General features: G+C 72.6%; 20 protein-coding genes, 1 tRNA gene and 1 pseudogene. 17 read left to right on the top strand and 5 right to left on the bottom strand.

The window, feature by feature from the left end; genetic code table 11:
• The first annotated feature begins 271 nt into the window (after positions 1-271).
• Positions 272-2,074 (top strand): methionine--tRNA ligase, encoded by a 1,803-nt coding sequence (gene metG, locus B0E53_RS08360; protein WP_107075483.1) that lies wholly within the window; start codon positions 272-274, stop codon positions 2,072-2,074.
• Positions 2,075-2,132: 58 nt separating this feature from the next.
• Here metG and B0E53_RS08365 read toward each other — a convergent pair whose 3' ends face one another.
• Positions 2,133-2,984, bottom strand: a complete 852-nt coding sequence (locus tag B0E53_RS08365) for an alpha/beta hydrolase (RefSeq protein ID WP_107075484.1) — start codon at positions 2,982-2,984, stop codon at positions 2,133-2,135.
• 58 nt (positions 2,985-3,042) lie between these two features.
• Entirely contained in the window at positions 3,043-4,281 is a 1,239-nt protein-coding gene (locus B0E53_RS08370; RefSeq protein ID WP_107075485.1) for a hypothetical protein, read from the bottom strand.
• Positions 4,282-4,363: 82 nt separating this feature from the next.
• Here B0E53_RS08370 and B0E53_RS08375 point away from each other — a divergent pair, with 82 nt between their 5' ends.
• The 6 genes from B0E53_RS08375 to B0E53_RS08400 all read left to right on the top strand — a co-directional run bounded on the left by B0E53_RS08375 (position 4,364) and on the right by B0E53_RS08400 (position 10,238).
• Entirely contained in the window at positions 4,364-5,260 is an 897-nt protein-coding gene (locus B0E53_RS08375; protein WP_107075486.1) for a TatD family hydrolase, read from the top strand.
• Positions 5,261-5,273: 13 nt separating this feature from the next.
• A complete protein-coding gene (gene rsmA / locus B0E53_RS08380; protein WP_107075487.1) occupies positions 5,274-6,143 on the top strand; it encodes a 16S rRNA (adenine(1518)-N(6)/adenine(1519)-N(6))-dimethyltransferase RsmA in 870 nt (289 codons plus the stop codon).
• Between the two features lie 83 nt (positions 6,144-6,226).
• Positions 6,227-7,180 carry a 4-(cytidine 5'-diphospho)-2-C-methyl-D-erythritol kinase gene (locus tag B0E53_RS08385; protein ID WP_107075488.1) on the top strand — a complete coding sequence of 318 codons (954 nt, stop codon included), beginning with the start codon at positions 6,227-6,229 and terminating at the stop codon, positions 7,178-7,180.
• A 123-nt stretch (positions 7,181-7,303) separates the two neighbouring features.
• On the top strand, positions 7,304-9,103 hold the full coding sequence (locus tag B0E53_RS08390; RefSeq protein ID WP_107075489.1) for an ABC-F family ATP-binding cassette domain-containing protein: 1,800 nt from the start codon (positions 7,304-7,306) through the stop codon (positions 9,101-9,103).
• 91 nt (positions 9,104-9,194) lie between these two features.
• The gene (locus B0E53_RS08395) at positions 9,195-9,650 is read left to right on the top strand and encodes a DUF4383 domain-containing protein (RefSeq protein ID WP_107075490.1); all 456 of its coding nucleotides are present in this window, start codon (positions 9,195-9,197) and stop codon (positions 9,648-9,650) included.
• A 114-nt stretch (positions 9,651-9,764) separates the two neighbouring features.
• The gene (locus B0E53_RS08400; RefSeq protein ID WP_107075491.1) at positions 9,765-10,238 is read left to right on the top strand and encodes a DUF4383 domain-containing protein; all 474 of its coding nucleotides are present in this window, start codon (positions 9,765-9,767) and stop codon (positions 10,236-10,238) included.
• A 6-nt stretch (positions 10,239-10,244) separates the two neighbouring features.
• Here B0E53_RS08400 and B0E53_RS08405 read toward each other — a convergent pair whose 3' ends face one another.
• Positions 10,245-10,928: a TetR/AcrR family transcriptional regulator gene (locus B0E53_RS08405; RefSeq protein WP_091314339.1), complete on the bottom strand. Its 684-nt coding sequence runs from the start codon at positions 10,926-10,928 to the stop codon at positions 10,245-10,247.
• 41 nt (positions 10,929-10,969) lie between these two features.
• Positions 10,970-11,941 (bottom strand): acyl-CoA desaturase, encoded by a 972-nt coding sequence (locus B0E53_RS08410; RefSeq protein ID WP_107075492.1) that lies wholly within the window; start codon positions 11,939-11,941, stop codon positions 10,970-10,972.
• A 119-nt stretch (positions 11,942-12,060) separates the two neighbouring features.
• On the opposite strand from B0E53_RS08410, the gene B0E53_RS08415 reads away from it, so the two are divergent.
• The 10 genes and pseudogenes from B0E53_RS08415 (at position 12,061) to cysN (ending at position 20,451) form a co-directional block, all read left to right on the top strand.
• Positions 12,061-12,549, top strand: coding sequence for a hypothetical protein (locus B0E53_RS08415; protein ID WP_107075493.1), 489 nt, complete (start codon positions 12,061-12,063; stop codon positions 12,547-12,549).
• Positions 12,550-12,552: 3 nt separating this feature from the next.
• Positions 12,553-12,801 (top strand): hypothetical protein, encoded by a 249-nt coding sequence (locus tag B0E53_RS08420; RefSeq protein WP_107075494.1) that lies wholly within the window; start codon positions 12,553-12,555, stop codon positions 12,799-12,801.
• Between the two features lie 48 nt (positions 12,802-12,849).
• Positions 12,850-12,920 (top strand) — tRNA-Gln (locus B0E53_RS08425).
• 73 nt (positions 12,921-12,993) lie between these two features.
• A pseudogene (gene glmU / locus B0E53_RS08430) lies at positions 12,994-14,520 on the top strand (bifunctional UDP-N-acetylglucosamine diphosphorylase/glucosamine-1-phosphate N-acetyltransferase GlmU).
• 52 nt (positions 14,521-14,572) lie between these two features.
• Positions 14,573-15,553, top strand: coding sequence for a ribose-phosphate diphosphokinase (locus tag B0E53_RS08435; protein ID WP_107075496.1), 981 nt, complete (start codon positions 14,573-14,575; stop codon positions 15,551-15,553).
• 295 nt (positions 15,554-15,848) lie between these two features.
• Positions 15,849-16,541 carry a 50S ribosomal protein L25/general stress protein Ctc gene (locus B0E53_RS08440; RefSeq protein WP_107075497.1) on the top strand — a complete coding sequence of 231 codons (693 nt, stop codon included), beginning with the start codon at positions 15,849-15,851 and terminating at the stop codon, positions 16,539-16,541.
• A 96-nt stretch (positions 16,542-16,637) separates the two neighbouring features.
• Entirely contained in the window at positions 16,638-17,228 is a 591-nt protein-coding gene (gene pth / locus B0E53_RS08445) for an aminoacyl-tRNA hydrolase (protein WP_107075498.1), read from the top strand.
• Positions 17,229-17,321: 93 nt separating this feature from the next.
• The gene (locus tag B0E53_RS08450; protein ID WP_091314316.1) at positions 17,322-18,155 is read left to right on the top strand and encodes an inositol monophosphatase family protein; all 834 of its coding nucleotides are present in this window, start codon (positions 17,322-17,324) and stop codon (positions 18,153-18,155) included.
• Between the two features lie 80 nt (positions 18,156-18,235).
• Complete coding sequence (gene cysD / locus B0E53_RS08455) at positions 18,236-19,147, top strand: sulfate adenylyltransferase subunit CysD (RefSeq protein WP_107075499.1); 912 nt, start codon at positions 18,236-18,238, stop codon at positions 19,145-19,147.
• On the top strand, positions 19,147-20,451 hold the full coding sequence (gene cysN, locus B0E53_RS08460) for a sulfate adenylyltransferase subunit CysN (protein WP_107075500.1): 1,305 nt from the start codon (positions 19,147-19,149) through the stop codon (positions 20,449-20,451). The genes cysD and cysN overlap by 1 nt, the downstream gene beginning before the upstream one ends.
• 76 nt (positions 20,452-20,527) lie before the next feature.
• Here the strand turns inward: cysN and galK are convergent, their stop codons facing one another.
• Positions 20,528-21,694, bottom strand: coding sequence for a galactokinase (galK, locus tag B0E53_RS08465; RefSeq protein ID WP_107075501.1), 1,167 nt, complete (start codon positions 21,692-21,694; stop codon positions 20,528-20,530).
• Positions 21,695-21,738: the final 44 nt, after the last annotated feature.

The following is a 21,738-nucleotide window of genomic DNA, read 5'->3' on the forward strand; positions in this document are numbered from 1 at the left end:
CGGCCGGGTCCAGCCGGGGCTGAGGGGCGACCGACGTGCCGCGCGCCGGGATCCGCCGCGCGGCCTCCCCGGCCGCCGGCGCGGAGGGCCCGCCCGGCCCGGGCGCCGCTGGTCTGCTGGTCACGCCGTTCATTTCACACCGCTGGGCGGGGCCCGCCGGGCAGCTCAGGCCGCGTGTCGGCGACAAATCGGGCGTACGGCCGGGGTCGGTTGGTGGGACCCGCCCTATTGGTTCGCGGGTGACCGACGGCAATCACTAGGCTTGGCGCTCATGAGTCACGTTCTCGCCGCGGTCGCCTGGCCCTACGCCAACGGCCCGCGCCACATCGGCCACGTATCCGGATTCGGCGTTCCCTCCGACGTCTTCGCCCGGTACATGCGGATGGCCGGTCACGACGTGCTCATGGTGTCCGGCACCGACGAGCACGGCACCCCGATCCAGGTGCAGGCCGACGCCGAGGGGGTCACCCCGCGCGAGCTGGCCGACCGGTACAACCGGGTGATCGCCGAGGACCTGCGGGCGCTGGGGCTGTCGTACGACCTGTTCACCCGGACCACCACCCGCAACCACTACGCCGTGGTCCAGGAGCTGTTCGAGGGTCTGCACAGCAACGGCTACATCGTCCCCAAGGTCACCACCGGGGCGATCTCGCCGTCCACCGGCCGGACCCTGCCCGACCGCTACATCGAGGGCACCTGCCCGATCTGCGGCTACGACAGCGCCCGCGGCGACCAGTGCGACAACTGCGGCAACCAGCTCGACCCGATCGACCTGATCAACCCCAAGTCGAAGATCAACGGCGAGACGCCGGAGTTCGTCGAGACCGAGCACTTCTTCCTGGACCTGCCCGCCCTGGCCGACGCGCTGCGGCAGTGGCTGGACAGCCGGGAGGGCTGGCGCCCCAACGTGCTCCGGTTCTCGCGCAACCTGCTCGACGACCTCCAGCCCCGGGCCATCACCCGCGACCTGGAGTGGGGCGTGCCCATCCCGCTCGACGGCTGGCGCGACCGGCCCGACAAGCGGATCTACGTCTGGTTCGACGCGGTCATCGGCTACCTGTCCGCGTCCATCGAGTGGGCCCGCCGCACCGGCGACCCGGAGGCCTGGCGGAAGTGGTGGTCCGCCGACGCCGAGGGCAAGGACGCCCGCGGCTACTACTTCATGGGCAAGGACAACATCGTCTTCCACTCGGTGATCTGGCCGGCGCTGCTCGGCGGCTACTCCGGTGAGGGCTCCCGGGACGGCGAGCCGGGCATGCTGGGCCGGCTCAACCTGCCCACCGAGGTGGTCTCCAGCGAGTACCTGACCATCGAGGGGCGGAAGTTCTCCTCCTCCCGCAAGGTGGTCATCTACGTGCGGGACTTCCTGGAGCGGTACGACGCCGACGCCCTGCGCTACTTCATCGCCGCGGCCGGCCCGGAGAGCAACGACACCGACTTCACCTGGTCGGAGTTCCTCCGCCGCAACAACGACGAGCTGGTCGCCGGCTGGGGCAACCTGGTCAACCGCTCGGTCTCGATGGCCGCGAAGAACTTCGGCGCGATCCCGCCGGTCGATCCGGCCGGGCTCACCGAGGCCGACCGGGCCCTGCTGGAGACGGCGAGGGCGGGCTTCGCCACCGTCGGCGACCTGATCGCCCGGCACCGGCAGAAGCAGGCCATCGGCGAGGCCATGAAGGTCGTCGCCGAGGCCAACAAGTACCTGTCCGAGCAGGCCCCCTGGAAGCTCAAGGACGAGGCCGACAAGCCCCGGATGGGCACCATCCTGCACGTCGCCCTCCAGGTGGTCAGCGACGCCAACACGCTGCTCACCCCGTTCCTGCCGCACTCCGCGCAGAAGGTCCACGAGCTGCTCGGCGGCACCGGGGTGCACGCGCCCATGCCGGTGCTCGAGGAGGTCGAGGACCTCGACGGCGGGCCGGCGTACCCGGTGCTGACCGGTGACTACACGGTCGGGGCGCGCTGGGAGTCCGTACCCCTGGAGGCGGGCCGGCCGCTCGCGGCGCCGAAGCCGGTGTTCCGCAAGCTCGACCCGTCGATCGTCGAGGAGGAGCTGGCCCGGCTGGCCGGCTGAGCTGCCCGACGCGCGACGCGGCCCCGGGGTTGTCCCCGGGGCCGCCGCCGTCGGTGGGTCAGGCGCGGGCCATCTTCGGCGCGCCGATGAACTCCATGATCGCCTGGTTGACCTCGGTGGGGTGCGTCCACGGCGTGCCGTGCGGCGCCCCCTTCAGGGTGATCATCCGGCAGTCGGACAGCATGTTCTGCAACCGCTGGCCCGTCACGGGGAACGGCAGCACGTTGTCCTTGTCGCCCTGGATGATCAGCACCGGCACGTTGATGTTCGGCAGGTCGCCCCGGAAGTCCGTCAGCCACGCGTCGACGGAGTCGTGGGTGGCCTTCGCCGACGCCTGCGCGCCGATCTGCCAGTGCGCCCGGTACGCCTCCTCGCTCACCCACCTGCCCTTGTTCTCGCTGTAGTTGAAGAACGCGTCGCAGAACTGGGTCAGGTAGGCGAACCGGTCCTGGATGATGGCCGCCTGGAACCCGTCGAAGAGACTCTTGTCGACCCCTTCCGGATTGTCGGCCGTCTTCAGCAGGAACGGCGCCAACGGGGCCATCAGCACCGCCCGGTCCACCCGGTCCGACCCGTACGCCCCCAGGTAGCGGGTCACCTCGCCGGTGCCCATCGAGTGCCCGACCAGGATCGCGTTGCGCAGGTCCAGCTCGGTCATCAGCACGTCGAGGTCGGCCGCGAAGGTGTTGTAGTCGTAGCCGAACGCCGGTTGGGCGGAGTTGCCGAACCCGCGCCGGTCGTAGGTGATCACCCGGTAGCCGGCCGCGAGCAGCGGGCTGGCCACCTTCTCCCAGGTCGCCCCGTTGAACGGGAAGCCGTGGATCAGGACGATCGGCTGGCCGGAGCCGTGATCCTCGTAGTAGAGGTCGATGGGTGCGGAATTCTCCGTACCAACGGTGACGAAAGGCATGTCGGGCTCTCTCCTTGCGTGCGTCTGGGACGCCCGCGCTTTCCCGACCCGGCCCCGGTTATGCCGTCCGGTAGGGCAGGTCCACCACCCGGTCGTCGGTGAGTTCGGCGCCCGGCGCCCAGGTCTCGTAGACGCCCCGCTCGTGGCACTGCGCCCCGGTCGTGGCCACCGCGTCCGGGTCCGGCCGGCACAGCCGCAGCCGCAGCCAGCCCCCCTCCTCCCGGAGCACCAGGCAGGGCACCCCCCGCCAGGCCGCGTAGCGCAGCCGGCGGGCCGCCGACTCCACCGGGTAGCGGACCGCCCGGGTCATGGCCAGCACCCGGAACCCGCCGGGCAGGTCGGCCACCGCCTCGTACTCGGCGCCGCCGTACGCGCCGACGAGCTGGGTGGAGCGGGGCGCGTCGCCGGTCGGCACGTACTCCTGGTCGGGGGAGAGGCCGGGCACCGCGGCGAGCAGGTGCCGCCACTGCCGGCCGACCATGCGCAGCCAGCCCCGCTGCTCGGCCTGGTAGGTGTAGAGCACCACCTCCACGCCCTCCGCCGGGTAGGCGAGCAGCGCGGCGTTCGCCGGCATCGGCAGGTCGGCGAAGTCGCGGGTCACGAACTCCGGGATCAGCTGGGCGTTGCTCGGCACGAAGCCGGTGCCCAGCACCGGCGGCCCGAGCCGGTCCCGCGGCGGCAGCGCGGTCAGCCCCTGGTGCGCCGGGCCGACCGGCACGTCGTAGTCGGCCGGGTCGGTGGCGCGCCAGCGCAGCGCGTACGCCACGTCGCCGCCCTCCGAGTCGCCGCGCAGCACCGCCATCCCCGCCGGGGTGCGCAGGTGCGCCACGTCGTGCTCCCGGTGGCAGAAGCCGTGCGGCAGCCAGCCCCGCACGTAGCCGGCGAGCTGGCGGGCGGAGAGCACCTTCACCATCCGGGTGCCCGGCCGGATCAGCGCCGAGCCGCGCACCGCCGCGAGGGTCGGGTCGCCGGCCGCGCCCGGCTGCTGGCTGAGCTGGTGCAGGTACGCCCAACCGTGCTCGCGGTGCAGCGGCATCAGCAGCGGCGAGTCGAGGTCCTCGGTCGGCTCGGCCGCACCGTGCACGGCACTCACCTCGGTGACGTGCACGAACCTCCGCCACGGGTATGCCACCCCGGGCCGGGGCGCCCACTCGAAGCCGGGCGCCTCCTCGGCGCTGAACAGCTCGTACGCCGCGCCCCGGGCGATCTCCTCCGCCGGGTGGACGCGGCCGTCGTACGTCACGCGCAGCCCGGTCCGCTCGGAGGCGGCCCCGCTGGCCTGAGGAGTGACGGTCACGCCCCGGACCGTAGGCGCGGCAGATGTTGCGGGAGTGAACAGTCGATGGCGGTCGGGAAACGCCGGCCGCCCACGGTGTGTGATGCTGGCCGCGATGAGCGAGCAGACCGAAAACCGCAAGCAGCGCGCCGCCCGCCGGGCCGGCGAGTTCCCGCCCGCCCCGGAGGCGCTCGCGGTGCCCGTGCTGGACAGCCACACCCACCTGGACATCACGGTCAGCGAGGCCGGTGTGCCCGGCGGGCCCGCCGACGACCCGGTGGCGGCGGCGATCGCGGTCGCCGCCGGCGTCGGCGTGGACCGGCTGGTGCAGGTCGGCGTGGACGTCGAGTCGTCCCGGTGGAGCGCCGACGTCGCCGAGCGCTACGGCGCGGTGCTGGCCACCGTGGCGCTGCACCCCAACGAGGCACCCCGCCTGGCCGACCTGGACGAGGCGCTGCGCGAGATCGAGGCCCTCGCCGGCCGGAGCCGGGTCCGCGGCATCGGCGAGACCGGGATGGACTTCTTCCGCACCGGCGACGAGGGGCGGGCCGCGCAGGAGGAGAGCTTCCGGGCGCACATCGCCATCGCCAAGCGGTACGGCAAGGCGCTGGTCATCCACGACCGGGACGCGCACGCCGACGTGCTGCGGATCCTCGACGACGAGGGCGCGCCGGACACCGTGGTGCTGCACTGCTTCTCCGGCGACGCCGACTTCGCCCGCGAGTGCGTCCGCCGCGGCTACCTGCTCAGCTTCGCCGGCACCGTCACCTTCGGCAGCGCCACCGCCCTGCGCGAGGCCGCTGCGGTCACCCCGCCCGGGCAACTGCTGGTGGAGACCGACGCGCCGTACCTCACCCCGATGCCGCACCGGGGGCGGCCCAACGCCTCGTACCTGATCCCGCTGACCGTCCGGTTCCTGGCCGACACCACCGGGACCGACCTCGACGAGCTCTGCGCGGCGATCTCCGCGACCGGCGAGCGGGCGTTCGGGCCGTGGTGAGAGGATGCCCGGCGTGACCGGTCTCCTCGGCCCGGCGGAGATCCGGGAACTCGCCGCGCGGCTCGGCGTGACGCCGACCAAGAAGCTCGGCCAGAACTTCGTGCACGACCCGAACACCGTCCGCCGGATCGTCACCACCGCCGGGCTCGCCCCGGACGACGTGGCGCTGGAGGTCGGCCCCGGGCTCGGCTCGCTCACCCTGGCCCTGCTCCCGGTGGCCGCGCACGTGCACGCCGTGGAACTCGACCCCGCCCTGGCCGCCGCGCTGCCGGAGACCGCCGCCCGGTTCGCCGGCCCGGACGCCACCCGGCTCACCGTGCACCCCGGCGACGCGCTGCGGGTCACCGCCGGCGAACTGGCCGACCCGCCGCCGACCGCGCTGGTGGCGAACCTGCCGTACAACGTGGCCGTGCCGGTGGTGCTGCACCTGCTCGCCGAGCTGCCCACCCTGCGGCACGGCCTGGTGATGGTGCAGAAGGAGGTCGCCGACCGGCTCGTCGCCGGTCCCGGCTCCAAGGTGTACGGCATCCCGTCGGTCAAGCTCGCCTGGTACGCCCGGTCCCGGGCCGCCGGCAAGGTCCCGCCGAACGTCTTCTGGCCGGTGCCGAACGTCGACTCCGGGCTGGTCGCCTTCACCAGGCGTGAGCCGCCCCGCGCCGACGTACCCCGGGAGGCGGTCTTCGCCGTGGTCGACGCGGCGTTCGCGCAGCGCCGCAAGACCCTGCGCGCCGCCCTCGCGGGCTGGGCCGGCGGCGCGGACCGGGCCGCCGCGGCGCTCACCGCCGCCGGCGTCGACCCCGGCGCCCGCGGCGAGTCACTCACCGTGGAGCAGTTCGCCGCCATCGCCGCGTCGGCCCCGACCGCCCCGGCCGTCGCCCGTTAGGCTGGCGCCGACGCCGACCCCGCCGAGGAGCTGACCGTGCAGAAGCCGTTCGACATCCGCCTGCGCCCGCGGGACATCGTCCCGTGACCGAGGCCTGGCGACCGGACGACGAGGACGGGCAGCGGCGCGGGGCCAGCGGCCCGGTGAAGGTGCGGGTGCCGGCCAAGGTCAACCTGCACCTCGGGGTGGGGCCGCTGCGCCGGGACGGCTACCACGAGCTGAACACCGTCTACCACGCGATCTCCATCTACGACGAGCTGACCGCCCGTCGGGGCGACACGCTGACCCTCACCATGGAGGGTGAGGGCGCCGGCGAGCTGGCCCTGGACGACACCAACCTGGTGATCCGCGCCGCCCACGCCCTCGCCGGCTACGCGGGCGTCCTGCCGCACGCCCGGCTGCACCTGCGCAAGCAGATCCCGCTCGCCGGCGGGCTGGCCGGCGGCAGCGCCGACGCGGCCGCCGCGCTGGTCGCCTGCGACGCGCTCTGGGGCACCGGGCTGTCCCGCGACGAACTGGCCGGGATCGCCGCCGACCTGGGCTCCGACGTGCCGTTCCTGATCCACGGCGGCACCGCGCTCGGCACCGGGCGCGGCGAGGCGGTCAGCCCGGTGCTGGCCCGCCCGACCTCGTGGCACTGGGTGGTGGCCGTCGCCGACGGCGGCCTCTCCACCCCGGCCGCCTACCGGGAGCTGGACCGGCTCCGCGACGCCGGCACCGCGGGGGAGCCGCTGGGCAGCACCGACGGGCTGCTCGGCGCGCTGCGCCAGCGCGACCCTCGGGTGCTCGCCGCCGCCCTCGGCAACGACCTCCAGGCCGCCGCGCTGACCATGCGCCCGTCGCTGGCCGAGACGCTCAAGGCGGGGGAGGCGGCCGGGGCGCTCGCCGGCCTCGTCTCCGGCTCCGGCCCGACCTGCGTCTTCCTCGCCACCGACGAGGCACACGCCGGGCGGATCGCCGCCGACCTCACGGCCGCCGGCGTCTGCCGGGAGGCCCGGGTCGCGCACGGCCCGGTCGCCGGCGCCCGCATCGTCTGAGCCCCCGCCCGGCCCGCCGGCCGCTGTCGATCATGGCGGGCGGGAGGCGCGGGGCGCGGTCCGCGTACCCTTGACCGTGGGCGTCCCGGGCACCGGGGCGCCTTGATCATGAAAGGAGGGTCAGTGGCCAACATCGTCAACCTGGACCGGGTGTCCAAGGGGTACGGCGCCGCCGGGCCACTGCTCACCGACGTGTCGCTCGGCCTCGACGACGCCGACCGGGTCGGCGTGGTCGGCCTCAACGGCGCCGGCAAGTCCACCCTGCTGCGCCTGCTCACCAAGCAGGAGGACCCCGACGACGGCCGGGTCACCCACCGCCGCGACCTGCGGGTCTCCTGGCTGCCGCAGAGCCTGACCCTGGCCCCCGAGGCCACCGTCCGGGACGTGGTGCTCGGCACCGCCTGGCTCGGCGAGAGCATGGGCGCCGAGCACGAGTGGGCCGGCGACGCCGGCGTCCGGGCCATCCTCGACGGCCTCGGCATGCCCCACCTCGGCCTCGACGCGCCCGTCGGGACGATGTCCGGTGGCGAACGCCGACGCGTCGCGCTCGCCGCCCTGCTGGTCCGCGAGGCCGACCTGCTCATCCTCGACGAGCCCACCAACCACCTCGACGTCGGCGGCGTCGACTGGCTGGCCCGGCACCTCGTCACCCGCAAGGGCGCCCTCGTCGTGGTCACCCACGACCGCTGGTTCCTCGACGCCGTCTGCACCACCACCTGGGAGGTCGCCGACCAGACCGTCCGGGCCTACGAGGGCGGCTTCGCCGCCTGGACCCTGGCCCGGGTCGAGCGGCAGCGCGTCGCCGCCGCCACCGAGGCCCGCCGACAGAACCTGCTCCGCAAGGAGATCGCCTGGCTGCGCCGGGGCGCGCCCGCCCGTACCTCCAAGCCGAAGTTCCGGATCGACGCCGCCAACGCGCTGATCGCCGACGTGCCGGAGCCCCGCGACACGACGTCGCTGCAACGGCTCGCCACCGCCCGGCTCGGCAAGCAGGTGTACGACCTCGACCAGGTCACCCTGCACGCCGGCCCGAAGGAGATCCTGCACGGCCTCACCTGGCAGGTCGGCCCCGGCGACCGGATCGCCATCCTGGGCCGCAACGGCGCCGGCAAGACCACCCTGCTGCGGATGCTCGCCGGGGTGACCCGCCCCGACGGCGGCCGGTTCGCCGCCGGGCAGACCGTGCGCCCCGCGTTCCTCTCCCAGGAACTCGCCGAACTCCCCGGCCACCTGCGCGTCCTCGAAGCCGTCGAGGAGGTGGCCCGGCGGGTGCAACTCGGCGACCGGGAGATCAGCGCCGCCCAGCTCGCCGAGATCTTCGGCTTCGACGACCGGCGGCTCTGGACCCCGGTCAGCGACCTCTCCGGCGGCGAGCGCCGGCGGCTGCAGATGCTGCGGCTGCTCGCCGGCGAGCCCAACGTGCTCCTCCTCGACGAGCCCACCAACGACCTGGACACCGACACCCTCGCCGCGCTGGAGGACCTGCTCGACTCCTGGCCCGGCACCATCGTGGTGGCCAGCCACGACCGCTACCTGATCGAGCGGGTCACCGACGTCGCGTACGGGATGTTCGGCGACGGCCGGCTCGTGCACCTCCCCGGCGGGGTCGACGAGTACCTGGCCCGCGCCGCGGCGGGCGGCGGCCCGGCGCCCGCCGACCTCACCCCGGCCGCGGCCGCACCGGCCCGCGAGGGCCTGTCCGCCGCCGAGGTACGCACCGCGAAGAAGGAACTCAGCCGGCTGGAGCGGCAGATCGCCAAGCTGGAGCAGAAGGAGGCGACGCTGCACGAGCAGCTCGCCGCGAACGCCACCGACTACGCCCGGGTCGCCGAGCTGGACGCCCAGCTCAAGGAGGTCCGCGCCGAACGGGACCGCACCGAGGAGACCTGGCTGGCCCTCGCCGAGGAGCTGCCGGCCGGCTGACCCGACCGGGGTGGGGGGTGTGCGGCGTCACTGACGGGCGTACGGGACAATCGCAGGCGACCCCTTTCCCGTCGGTCTTGGAGACGCAGAGATGGCCCACACCCCCGTCAACCACCCCGCGCGGCCTGTCTACCGGGCGATCGGCGGGCTCGTTGGTCTGTACTTCGTCGTGTTCGGCGTGCTCGGCATCATCGCCAGCGCCGGCGACGACGTCCTCGCCCAGGACGACACCAAGGTCCTCGGCCAGGGCACCAACCTCGGCTTCTCGATGCTCGCGATCCTGCTCGGGGCCGCGATCCTGGTCGGCACCGCGATCGGCCGCAACCTCGACGTGGCGATCAACCAGTGGCTCGCGTACGCCCTCATGGTCCTCGGCCTGGCCGAGCTGGCGTTCCTCCACACCGACGCCAACATCTTCAACTTCTCGATCCTGACCGACATCGTGGTGCTCGCCCTCTCCCTGGTGCTCCTGATGGCCGGCATGTACGGCAAGGTCGGCACCGACGACGAGCACGAGGCCTGGCAGAAGGCCCGGCTGGTGCTCTGACCCGCAGCCATCCCCGAAGGCCCGGCACCGCCGGGCCTTCGGCGTTTTCCGGGGACGGGAGCGGGCGGCTCGGGGGACAATTGCGCCAAATCAGTCAGCAGACCGGAGGCTCCCATGGCGCACATCCCGGTGAACCACCCCGCACGACCGCTCTACCGGGTGCTGTCCGGACTCATCGGCCTCTACATCCTGGTCTTCGGCGTCTACGGGGTCTTCCAGACCTGGGGTGACGGCCTCTTCAGCCGGGCGAACACCACGGCCCTCGGCCTCCGCACCAACCTGGCGTTCTCCCTGGTCTCCGTGGTGTTCGGCGCCTTCCTGCTGATCGGCGCGTCCCGCCGCGGCAACCTCGGCCACTACATGAACCTGACCGCCGGCGCCGTCTTCCTGATCACCGGCATCCTCATGATGGCCGTGCTGCAGACCTCGGCGAACTTCCTCAACTTCTCGATGTCCACCGTCATCGTCTCGCTGCTGTTCGGGCTGATCCTGCTCGCCACCGGCCTCTACGACAAGGTCGGCACCGACGAGCACGCCGCGGACGAGCGGCGCCGCCGCGAACACCCCATCGCCGAGGCCCACCGCTGAGCCGGCTCAGCCCCGCTTGCGGACAGTGATCAGACCCGGCTTCGCCTCCAGGTGCGACAGGCCGTTCCAGGCCAGGTTCACCAGGTGCGCCGCCACCGTCTCCTTCCGCGGCTTGCGCACCTCCAACCACCAGCGCCCGGTCAACGCCACCATGCCCACCAGCGCCTGCGAGTACAGCTCCGCCAGCTTCGGGTCGTAGCCCCGGCTGGAGAACTCCGCGCCCAGAATGTGCTCCACCTGGTGCGCAACGTCGTTCATCACGCTGCTGAAGTTGCCCGTCGCCGACATCAGCGGCGACTCCCGGACCAGCACCCGGAACCCGCTGGTCTCCTCCTCGATGTAGGTCAGCAGGGTCAACGCCGCCTGCTCCAGCAACTCCCGCGGATGCCCCGCCGTCAACGCCGTGGTGATCCGGTCCAGCAGCGAGCGGACCTCCCGGTCCACCACCACCGCGTAGAGCCCCTCCTTGCCGCCGAAGTGCTCGTAGACCACCGGCTTGGAGACCTTCGCCCGGGCCGCCACCTCCTCGATCGAGGTGGCGTCGAACCCGCGCTCGGCGAAGATCTGCCGGGCGATCGAGATCAACTGCTCGCGTCGTTGGGTCGCGGACATCCGTACCCGGGAAGGCTTCGCCGCCGGGACGGCCCGCCGGCGGGCGGTGCTGGCGTCGCTGCCGGGAACGTCGGTCACCCGGCCCATCCTGCCAAACCCGCCCCCCGCGGATCGACCCGTTACCGCGCCGGCCGGCCGCGCACCCGCCCGGGCTCCACCAGCTTCGCCGTGATCCGCTCCGGTTTCGGCCACCGCACCGACCAGGCCGCGCCCGCCTTCTCCAGCAGCCAGATCACCCGCGCCGACGGATCGACCTGCCCGCGCAGCACCCCGTGCCGGGCGCTGGTCGGCTCGGCATGGTGCAGGTTGTGCCAGCTCTCCCCGAACGACAGCAACGCCAACGGCCAGAAGTTCGACGCCCGATCGCCCTGCCGCACCGCGAACGGACGCTCACCGTAGACGTGGCAGACCGAGTTGATCGACCAGGTGACGTGGTGCAGCAGCGCGATCCGGACCAGCCCACCCCAGAAGAACGCGGTCAGCGCGCCCTGCCACGACCCGGTGAGCAGCCCGCCCATCGCCGCCGGCCCGAGCACCGAGACCACCACCAGCACCGGGAAGAGCCGGTCGACGCGGCGGGTGATCGGATCGGCCAGCAGGTCCGGGGCGAACCGTTCCCGGTTGGACAACTCCCGGTTGAACAGCCAGCCGACGTGCGCGTGGAACAGCCCCTTGGTCAGCCCACCGATGCTCTCCCCGAACCGCCACGGCGAGTGCGGGTCGCCCTCCTGGTCCGAGAAGGCGTGGTGCCGCCGGTGATCGGCCACCCACTGGATGATCTCGCCCTGCACGGCGAACGAACCCGCCACCGCCAGGGCGGCCCGCAGCCAGGGTTTCGCCTTGAACGAGCCGTGGGTGAAGTAGCGGTGGTAGCCGACGGTGATGCCGAGGCCGGACAACACGTACCAGAATCCGGCCACCAGCAGGTCGCTCCAGCCCAGCCAGCCGCCCCAGGCCACCGGCACGGCGGCCAGCAGGGCGAGGAACGGAATGACCACGAAGGCCCACAGGGCGATCAGGATGCCGGGGGACTGGTGGCCCTGGGTCAGCGGCTTCGGCCCGCTGTCCGGGCTCGTCAGGGTGGTCGACATGGCACCTCCCAGTGGTACGGGCTACGCCTACGTCACCGTAACCAGAAGCGTGCTAGATCGCAGCGGACACGTGCATCCGTCAATGGGGAGCTGTCGTACGCCCGTCCTAACCTGCCGGTGTGACCGACCGTGAGACTCCCGCCACCGCCCGCCCTCGCTACCGTGGACGCAAGCCGGAGCTGTACGCGAAGGCCCTCATCCTCCGGCGGGAGGGTTGCCCGGTCGGCGAGATCGCGGAGCGGCTGCGGGTGTCGAAGTCGACGGCCTACCTCTGGACCCGGCACCTGCCGCTCGACCCGGAGCTGGTGCTGAGGCGACGCCGAGCGGGTCAGCGGGCCCGCGCGGAGGCCCAGTGGAGCGCGCACCGGGCGGCTCGCGACGCGGCCCGGGCCGAGACCGTCGCGGCGGCCGCCCGTTGGGTGCGCCAACTGCGCTACCGCGAGCTCGTGTTGATCGGCGCGGCGATCTACTGGTGCGAGGGCGGCAAGGCCAAGCCGTGGCGTCCGCACGACTGCCGGATCAAGTTCGTCAACAGCGATCCCATGCTGGTGGCGCTCTTCCTGCGTTTCCTCGACGCGCTCGGCGTGCCCGCGGCTGACCGACGCTAGCGGGTGAGCATCCACGAGACCGCCGACGCGGCGGCGGCGGTCCGCTGGTGGGCGGAGCTGGTCGAGGTGCCACCCGAGCGGTTCCAGCGCACCTCGCTGAAGCGGCACCGGCCGCTCACCACCCGGAAGAACATCGGCGCCGACTACCGCGGCTGCCTGACGATTCACGTCGTCGGGGCGAGCCGGGTCTACTGGAGGATCGAAGGGATCATGAAGGGAATGACCGATGAGGATCCACCCCACGACCGGTAAGGTGTAGGACAGCCATCGGACGGGCTCCCATTTGCCCGTTTTTGACTGTCCCGGGTCGTCTAATGGCAGGACGTCAGGTTTTGGTCCTGATTATAGGGGTTCGAATCCTCTCCCGGGAGCTTCTGCTGTTTGCGTCCGGTCGCGTGGTTAGCATGGCCGCGAGACTGTCGCCGTCCCGACGGGAGCCACGTCGTGCCCCAGCCCCACCTCCGCACCGTTGTCGTGCTCGCCGCCGGTGAGGGCAAGCGGATGAAGTCGGCCCTGCCCAAGGTGCTGCACCCGCTGCTCGGTCGTACCCTGCTCGGTCACGTGCTGGCCGCGGCCGCGCCGCTGGGCGCGGACCGCACGGTGGTCGTGGTGGGCCACGGCGCGGACCAGGTGGGCGCGCACCTGGCCGAGATCGCCCCGGAGGCCACCCCGGTGCTCCAGGAGCGGCAGCTCGGCACGGGGCACGCGGTCCGGATCGCGCTGGACGCGGTCCCGGAGGCCGCCGGCACGGTCGTGGTGATCAACGGCGACGTGCCGCTGCTGCGGCCGGAGACCGTCGCGGCCCTGGTCGAGGCGCACGAGGGCGCCGGCGCGGCGGCGACCGTGCTGGCCGCCGAGGTGCCCGACCCGACCGGCCTGGGCCGGATCGTGCGGGACGCGCAGGGGCGGCTGGCGCAGATCGTCGAGGAGCGTGACGCCACCCCGGAGCAGCGCGCGCTGCGGGAGATCAACGCGGGCATCTACGCGTTCGACGTGGCGCGGCTGCGGGACGCGCTGGGCAAGCTCTCCACCGACAACGACCAGGGCGAGGAGTACCTGACCGACGTCTTCGGCCTGCTCCGGGACGCGGGGGAGCCGGTGGCGGTGCACTGCGCCGCCGACCACGTGGAGACGCTGGGCTGCAACGACCGGGTCGAGCTGGCCGCGCTGCGGCGGCTGCTGCGGGACCGGGTGAACGAGGGCTGGATGCGGACCGGGGTGAGCATCCTGGACCCGCACACCACCTGGATCGACGTGACGGTGACCGTCGAGCGGGACGCGGTGATCGACCAGAACACCCAGCTCCAGGGCGCGACGGTGGTCGGCGCGGGCGCGCTGGTCGGTCCGGACACCACGCTGGTGGACACCACGGTCGGCGCGGGCGCGAGCGTCGTGCGTAGCCACGCGGTGGGCGCCGAGGTGGGCCCGGAGGCCAGCGTCGGGCCGTACGCGTACCTGCGGCCGGAGTCGCGGCTGGGCCGTAAGGCGAAGGTCGGCACGTTCGTGGAGACGAAGAAGGCCGCGATCGGTGAGGGCTCGAAGGTGCCGCACCTGTCGTACGTGGGGGACGCGACGATCGGCGAGCACAGCAACATCGGTGCGGCGACGGTGTTCGTCAACTACGACGGGGTGAAGAAGCACCACACCACGATCGGCAGCCACGCGCGTACCGGGGCGGACAACATGTTCGTGGCGCCGGTGCGGGTGGGCGACGGGGCGTACACGGCGGCCGGCTCGGTGATCATCGCGGATGTGCCGCCGGGCGCCATGGCGGTGGCCCGGGGACAGCAGCGCAACGTCGAGGGCTGGGTGCTGCGCAAGCGGTCCGGTACGGCGGCCGCGGAGGCGGCGCAGCGGGCCTGTGAGGGTGCGTCGGATTCCACCGGAGCCGCAAGCGAAGGTGACTGAATCCACGGGGGGCCGGAGACCGTGGGAGGACCGGTGAACACGGGGGATACTGCAACCGAATAGTCCCCGGCTCACCGCCGCCGGGAACCACCGACATACGGGAGCAGACGGGCCCATGGGCAGCATCGTCGCCGAAAACCGCAAGAGCCTGATGCTCTTCTCCGGACGGGGTTTTCCGGAGCTGGCCAAGGAGATCGGTGAGGTGCTCGGCGTCGCGCCGACGCCCTCCGACTCGTACGATTTCGCCAACGGCGAGATCTTCGTGCGCTTCAAGGACTCGGTACGCGGTTCGGACGCCTTCGTGGTGCAGTCCGTGACGCACGGGGTCAACACCTGGGTCATGGAGACCCTGATCATGGTAGACGCGCTGAAGCGTGGTTCGGCCAAGCGGATCACCGTGGTCCTGCCGTTCTACCCCTACTCGCGGCAGGACAAGAAGCACCGCGGCCGGGAGCCGATCTCGGCCCGGCTGGTGGCCGACCTGCTGAAGACCGCGGGCGCGAACCGGATCCTGACCGTGGACCTGCACACCGCGCAGATCCAGGGCTTCTTCGACGGCCCGGTGGACCACCTGTTCGCCATGGACGTGCTGGCCGAGTACGTGGAGCACAAGTACGCGGGCCGGCCGATGACGGTGGTGGCGCCGGACTCTGGCCGGGTGCGGGTGGCCGAGCGGTGGACGGACCGGCTGGGTGGCTGCCCGCTGGCCTTCATCCACAAGACCCGGGATCCGCTGAAGCCGAACCAGGTGGTGGCGAACCGGGTGGTCGGCGAGGTCGAGGACCGGGTCTGCCTGATCGTCGACGACATGATCGACACGGGTGGCACGATCACCAAGGCCGCCGACATCCTCAAGGAGTCGGGTGCGGCGGAGATCGTGGTGGCCTCCACCCACGCACTGCTGTCCGACCCGGCGACCGAGCGGCTGAAGAACAGCCCGATCAGCGAGGTCGTGGTGACCAACACGCTGCCGCTGCCGCCGGAGAAGCAGCTCGACAAGCTGACCGTGCTGTCGATCGCCCCACTGCTGGCCCGGGCGATCCGGGAGGTCTTCGACGACGGTTCGGTGACCACCCTCTTCGGTGGCCTGAGCTGAGTTCCGGCGCCCGCCGGCGGCGGCCGTGCGAGACGGTCGCCGCCGGTGGGAAAGTCGGCCGCGAGGTGTGGCCGGCGGTGATAGGGGGACTGCCGGATGGCTCGGAAATCGCTCGGGTAGACTGGTGCGGTTGCCACGGCGAGGGTGCCCGGCGGGCCGCTGAAAAGCACCGCACGGAGGCGCCGTCATCGACGCGGTGCTCCGGGCGGTCGTTCATGACCTTGAGCCCCAGCGAGCCCCTCGCCCAGCACCGCCAGACGACAAGCCGCCGCAGCGAAGCATCAGGAGTTTCCCCGTGTCCGAGGTAAAGATCAGCGCCGAGCCCCGTACCGAGTTCGGCAAGGGTGGTGCCCGTCGTACCCGCCGGGCCGGCAAGGTGCCCGCCGTGCTGTACGGCCACGGCGAGAAGCCCAAGCACATCGCGCTTCCGGCGCGTGAGTTCGCCGCCGCGATCCGCAAGGGCGGCGCGAACCAGCTCTTCGCGATCGAGGTGAGCGACGGCACCCAGGTGCTGGCGCTGCCGAAAGCGATCCAGCGTGACCCGATCAAGGACACCTTCGAGCACGTGGACCTGCTGCTGGTCCGCCGCGGCGAGAAGGTCACCGTCGAGGTCCCGGTCCAGCTGACCGGTGAGGCCGCGAAGGACACCCTGATCGTGCACGACCACGACACCCTCTCGGTGACCGCCGACGCCACCAAGGTGCCGGACCACCTGGAGGCGTCGATCGAGGGCGCCGAGGCCGGCACCCAGATCACCGCCGCCGACGTTCAGCTGCCGGCCGGTGTCGAGCTGGCCGCGGACGGGGAGATGCCGGTCGCCTCGGTGACCGCCGCCCCGACCGCCGAGCAGCTCGAGGCCACCCTTCCCGAGGTCGAGGTCGCCGAGGAGGAGGCCGAGGCCGAGGTCGGCGAGGAGACCGCCGAAGGTCCGGAGGGCACTCCGGCCGAGGGCGAGCCGGCTGCCGAGGAGCCGAAGACCGAGGCCTGATCGGCCCGCAGGCTGTGCGACAGGCGTCCCCGGTTCCCGGGGGCGCCTGTCGCCGTATGGGAGGCGGGTCGTGGGGGAGAGCGGAAGGGACGTGGCGTGACGGACGAGGCGGGGCCGTGGCTGGTGGTCGGCCTGGGCAACCCCGGTCGGGAGTACGCGGGCAACCGGCACAACGTCGGCTTCATGGTGGCCGAGCTGCTGGCCGGCCGGGTGGGCGGTAGGTTCGGCCGCCACAAGCGGGCGGTGGCCGAGGTGGCCGAGGGGCGGCTGGGTTTCGGCGGCCCGAAGCTGGTGCTGATGAAGCCGCTGACCTACATGAACCTCTCCGGCGGCCCGGTGGTCGCGCTGGCGCAGTTCCACAAGATCCCGCCGGGGCGGGTGATCGCGGTGCACGACGAGCTGGACATCCCGTACGGCCAGCTGCGGGTGAAGTGCGGCGGCGGCGAGGGCGGCCACAACGGCCTGCGCTCGATGTCGAAGTCGCTGGGTACCAAGGACTACGTGCGGGTGCGGTTCGGGATCGGCCGGCCGCCGGGCCGGCAGGATCCGGCGGACTATGTGCTGTCGGACTTCTCCTCGGTCGAGCGCAAGGAGCTGGAGTTCCTGGTGGACCGGGCCGCGGACGTGGTGGAGTCGGTGGTCACCAAGGGTGTGGAGCCGACGCAGAACCTCTACCACGGCGCCTGAGGCGCCGGGCGGGGCGTGCCGGGCCGGTCGCGTCCGGCCCGGTAGTCTGCGCCTTTCTGGCGTGCGAAGGCGGACGACGGGAGCGGGAACAGCATGGGCAGTCCTCCGATGATCGACGGCGCGTTCGCCCGGTGGCTGGCGGCGCGGGCGGGGCAGGCGCTGATGGGCCTGCGCGCGGAGCTGGGCTTCGCCGACGCGGGGGCGCTGAAGTCGGCCGGGGACAAGGTCTCCCACGACCTGATCCGTACCGAGCTGGCGAAGTGGCGGCCGGCGGACGCGGTGCTGTCCGAGGAGGACGAGGGTTCCCGGCTGGCCTGGACGGCCGAGGTGAGCGGCGACGCGGTGTCCCGGTTGAACGCGGACCGGGTGTGGATCATCGACCCGCTGGACGGCACCCGGGAGTTCGCCGAGGAGGGCCGCTCGGACTGGGCGGTGCACGTGGCGCTCTGGGCGCGCAGCGCGCCGACGCCGCACGGTCTGGTCGCGGGCGCGGTGGGGCTGCCGGCGCAGCACCGGGTGCTGGGCACGGACTACCCGCCGGCGTACCCGCCGATGACCCTGGAGGCCGCCACGGCGGGCGGCGGCAGGACCATCCGGTTGGCGGCCAGTCGTAGCCGTCCGCCGGTTTTCCTGTCCGATCTGGCAGAGGACATCGGCGCGCATCTGGTTCCGATGGGCTCGGCGGGCGCGAAGATCGCCGCTGTGGTCACCGGTGAGGTCGACGCGTACATCCACGCGGGCGGTCAGTACGAGTGGGACTCGGCCGCTCCGGTCGCTGTGGCGACGGCCACCGGACTGCACGCTTCCCGGATCGACGGATCTGCGCTGAAATACAACGAGGCCGACCCGCGCCTGCCGGACCTGCTGGTCTGCCGCAAGGATCTCGCCAGCCGGTTGCTTGCAGCGCTGCAGCGGCATTCCGGGTAGCCTGAGCGTTCTTCTTCACGAGTCCGACCGGAAAGGTCTGGAATCCCGATGTGCGGATCCGAGCGAATCGAGTTCGTGTCATGACGGCCCCCGCCGCGTACCAGGTGTCCCACCTGGACGCCCTCGAGGCGGAGAGCATCTTCGTGATGCGCGAGGTCGTCGCCGAGATGGAGCGGCCCGTGCTGCTCTTCTCCGGCGGCAAGGACTCGATCGTGATGCTCCGGTTGGCCCAGAAGGCGTTCGCCCCGGCCAACATTCCCTTCCCGGTGATGCACGTCGACACCGGGCACAACTTCCCCGAGGTTCTCGAATACCGGGACCAGCGCGTCGCCGAGCTGGGTCTCCAGCTCATCGTGGCCAGCGTGCCGGAGGCGCTGGCCAAGGGGCTGGTCCGCGAGTCGGCCGACGGCATGCGCAACCGGATCCAGACGCCGGTGCTGCTCGACGCGGTGGAGAAGCACCGCTTCGACGCGCTGTTCGGCGGCGCCCGCCGGGACGAGGAGAAGGCCCGGGCCAAGGAGCGGGTGTTCAGCTTCCGCGACGAGTTCGGCCAGTGGGACCCGAAGAACCAGCGCCCCGAGCTGTGGGCGCTCTACAACGGCCGGCACCACCCGGGCGAGTCGATCCGGGTGTTCCCGCTCTCCAACTGGACCGAGCTGGACGTCTGGCACTACATCGCCCGGGAGCGGATCCCGCTGCCGTCGATCTACTACGCGCACCAGCGCGAGGTGATCGAGCGCGACGGCATGCTCTACGCGGTCAACGAGTTCTTCCGGGGCCGCGCCGGCGAGCAGCCGTTCAAGGCCCAGGTCCGGTACCGGACCGTGGGCGACGCCTCCTGCACCGCGGCGGTCCGCTCGGACGCCGACACGGTGGAGAAGGTGATCGAGGAGGTGGCCGCCACGCGGATCACCGAGCGCGGCGCGACCCGCGGCGACGACCGGGTCAGCGAGGCCGCCATGGAGGACCGCAAGCGGGAGGGCTACTTCTGATGAGCGTCGAGACTGTTGCGCCGGCCGAGGCCGACGCGTCGGCCCGGCCGATGGACCTGCTGCGGTTCGCCACCGCCGGCAGCGTCGACGACGGAAAGTCGACCCTGATCGGCCGGCTGCTCTACGACACCAAGTCGCTCTTCACCGACCAGCTCGCCGCCGTCGAGGCGGTCAGCGCGGCCCGGGGCGACGAGTACACCAACCTGGCGCTGCTCACCGACGGCCTGCGCGCCGAGCGGGAGCAGGGCATCACCATCGACGTGGCGTACCGCTACTTCGCCACGCCGCGGCGGAAGTTCATCATCGCCGACACCCCGGGGCACACCCAGTACACCCGGAACATGGTCACCGGCGCCTCCACGGCCGACCTGGCGCTGATCCTGGTGGACGCGCGCAAGGGCCTGGTGGAGCAGTCCCGCCGGCACGCCTTCCTCTGCTCGTTGCTGCGGGTGCCGCACCTGGTCCTCTGCGTGAACAAGATGGACCTGGTGGACTGGTCGCAGGAGGTGTTCGAGCAGATCGCGGACGAGTTCACCGCGTTCGCCGCGAAGCTCGACGTGCCGGACCTGACCGTGGTGCCGATCTCCGCCCTGCAGGGCGACAACATCGTCACCCGCTCGGAGAACATGCCCTGGTACGAGGGCCCCTCGCTGCTGCACCACCTGGAGCGGGTGCACATCGCCTCGGACCGCAACCTGGTCGACGTCCGCTTCCCGGTGCAGTACGTGATCCGGCCGCAGTCCACCACCGTCACCGACTACCGGGGCTACGCGGGCCAGGTGGCCTCGGGCGTGCTCAAGGCCGGCGACGAGGTGATGGTGCTGCCCTCGGGCTTCACCAGCCGGATCGCCGCCGTGGAGACCGCCGACGGCCCGGTGGACGAGGCGTTCCCGCCGATGTCGGTGACCGTCCGGCTGGCCGACGAGATCGACATCTCGCGCGGCGACATGATCTGCCGGCCGAACAACGCCCCGACCGTCGCGCAGGACATCGAGGCGATGATCTGCTGGATGGACGAGACCCGCCCGCTGCAGGTCGGTGGCAGGTACGCCATCAAGCACACCACCCGCTCGGCCCGGGCGATCGTGCGCGGGCTGCACTACCGGCTGGACGTCAACTCGCTGCACCGCGACGAGACGGCCGGCGAGCTGAAGCTCAACGAAATCGGCCGGGTGCGGCTGCGGACGACCGTCCCGCTGCTGGCCGACGAGTACCGCCGCAACCGCACCACCGGCGGTTTCGTCATCATCGACGAGGCCACCAACCGCACGGTCGGCGCCGGCATGATCGTCGAGGCCGGCTGACCGCTTCGGCAATGGTGGAAAGGGGTGGCGGTCCCGAGCGGGGACGGCCACCCCTTTCCCTGTCGGGACGGGCGGCTCAGTCGAGGCGGGTCGCGCCGCCGGCCGGGAGGACGGTCCGGGTGCCGGGCGCCGTGAAACCGCGGTCGGCGTACGCGGCGGCCACGGCGGCCGCCATGGCGTCGGCGGCGTCCGCGTCGACCAGGGCGAGCACGCAGCCGCCGAAGCCGCCGCCGGTCATCCGCGCCCCGTACGCCCCGGCGGCCAGCGCTGCCTCGACCGCCGTGTCGATCTCCGGCACGGTGACATCGAAGTCGTCCCGCATCGAGGCGTGGGAGGCGGTCAGCAGCGGGCCGATGTCGCGGACCCGGCCGGCGCGCAGCAGCTCGACGGTGTCGAGCACCCGCTGGTCCTCGGTGACGACGTGGCGGACCCGGCGGCGGGTCTCGGCGTCGTCGAGGCGGGCCAGCGCGGCCTCCAGGTCGCCGGTGGCGACGTCGCGCAGCGCGGCCACCCCGAGCGCCTTGGCGGCCCGCTCGCAGGACTTGCGGCGGGCCGCGTACTCGCCGTCGGCGTGCCGGTGCGGTGCGCGGCTGTCGATCACCAGCACGGCCAGCCCGGCGGCTCCCAGGTCGAACGGGATCTGCTCGACCGCCTCGGTGCGGCAGTCCAGGAAGAGCGCGTGCCCGGGCCGGCCGCGGATCACCGCGGACTGGTCCATGATCCCGGTGGGCGCGCCGACGTAGTCGTTCTCGGCCCGCTGGGCGAGCCGGGGCCAGCGGTCGGCGGGCAGGTCCAGGCCGCCCAGCTCGACCAGTGCGGCGAGCACCGCCGCCTCGATGGCCGCCGACGAGGAGAGCCCGGAGCCGACCGGCACGTCGGAGGCGATGGCCAGCCGGGCGCCGGGGACGGTGTGGCCGGCGGCGCGCAGCGCCCAGACCACCCCGGCCACGTAGGCGGCCCAGCCGTCGACCCGGCCGGGCTCGTCGGCCTCGGCCGGCCCGAACTCCACCGGCTCGTCGTCCAGCTCCGACCAGACGCTCCAGCGTCCGTCGTCGGCGACCGCCGCGGCGACGACGGTACGCAGTGGCAGCGCGAAGGGCAGCACGAAGCCGTCGTTGTAGTCGGTGTGCTCGCCGATCAGGTTGACCCGGCCGGGAGCCGCCCAGCGGCCCGCGGGCTCCCCGCCGTACCGCTGCCGGAAGCCGGCGGTGGCGCGGGCCGCGACATCGGCGGCGGCGCTCACTGGTCCTCCTCCGTCCGCGACCGCGGGGGTCGGAGAACCGGGTC

The sequence above is a fragment of the Micromonospora sp. MH33 genome, assembly GCF_003013775.1.
Taxonomy (GTDB): Bacteria; Actinomycetota; Actinomycetes; order Mycobacteriales; family Micromonosporaceae; genus Micromonospora; species Micromonospora fulviviridis.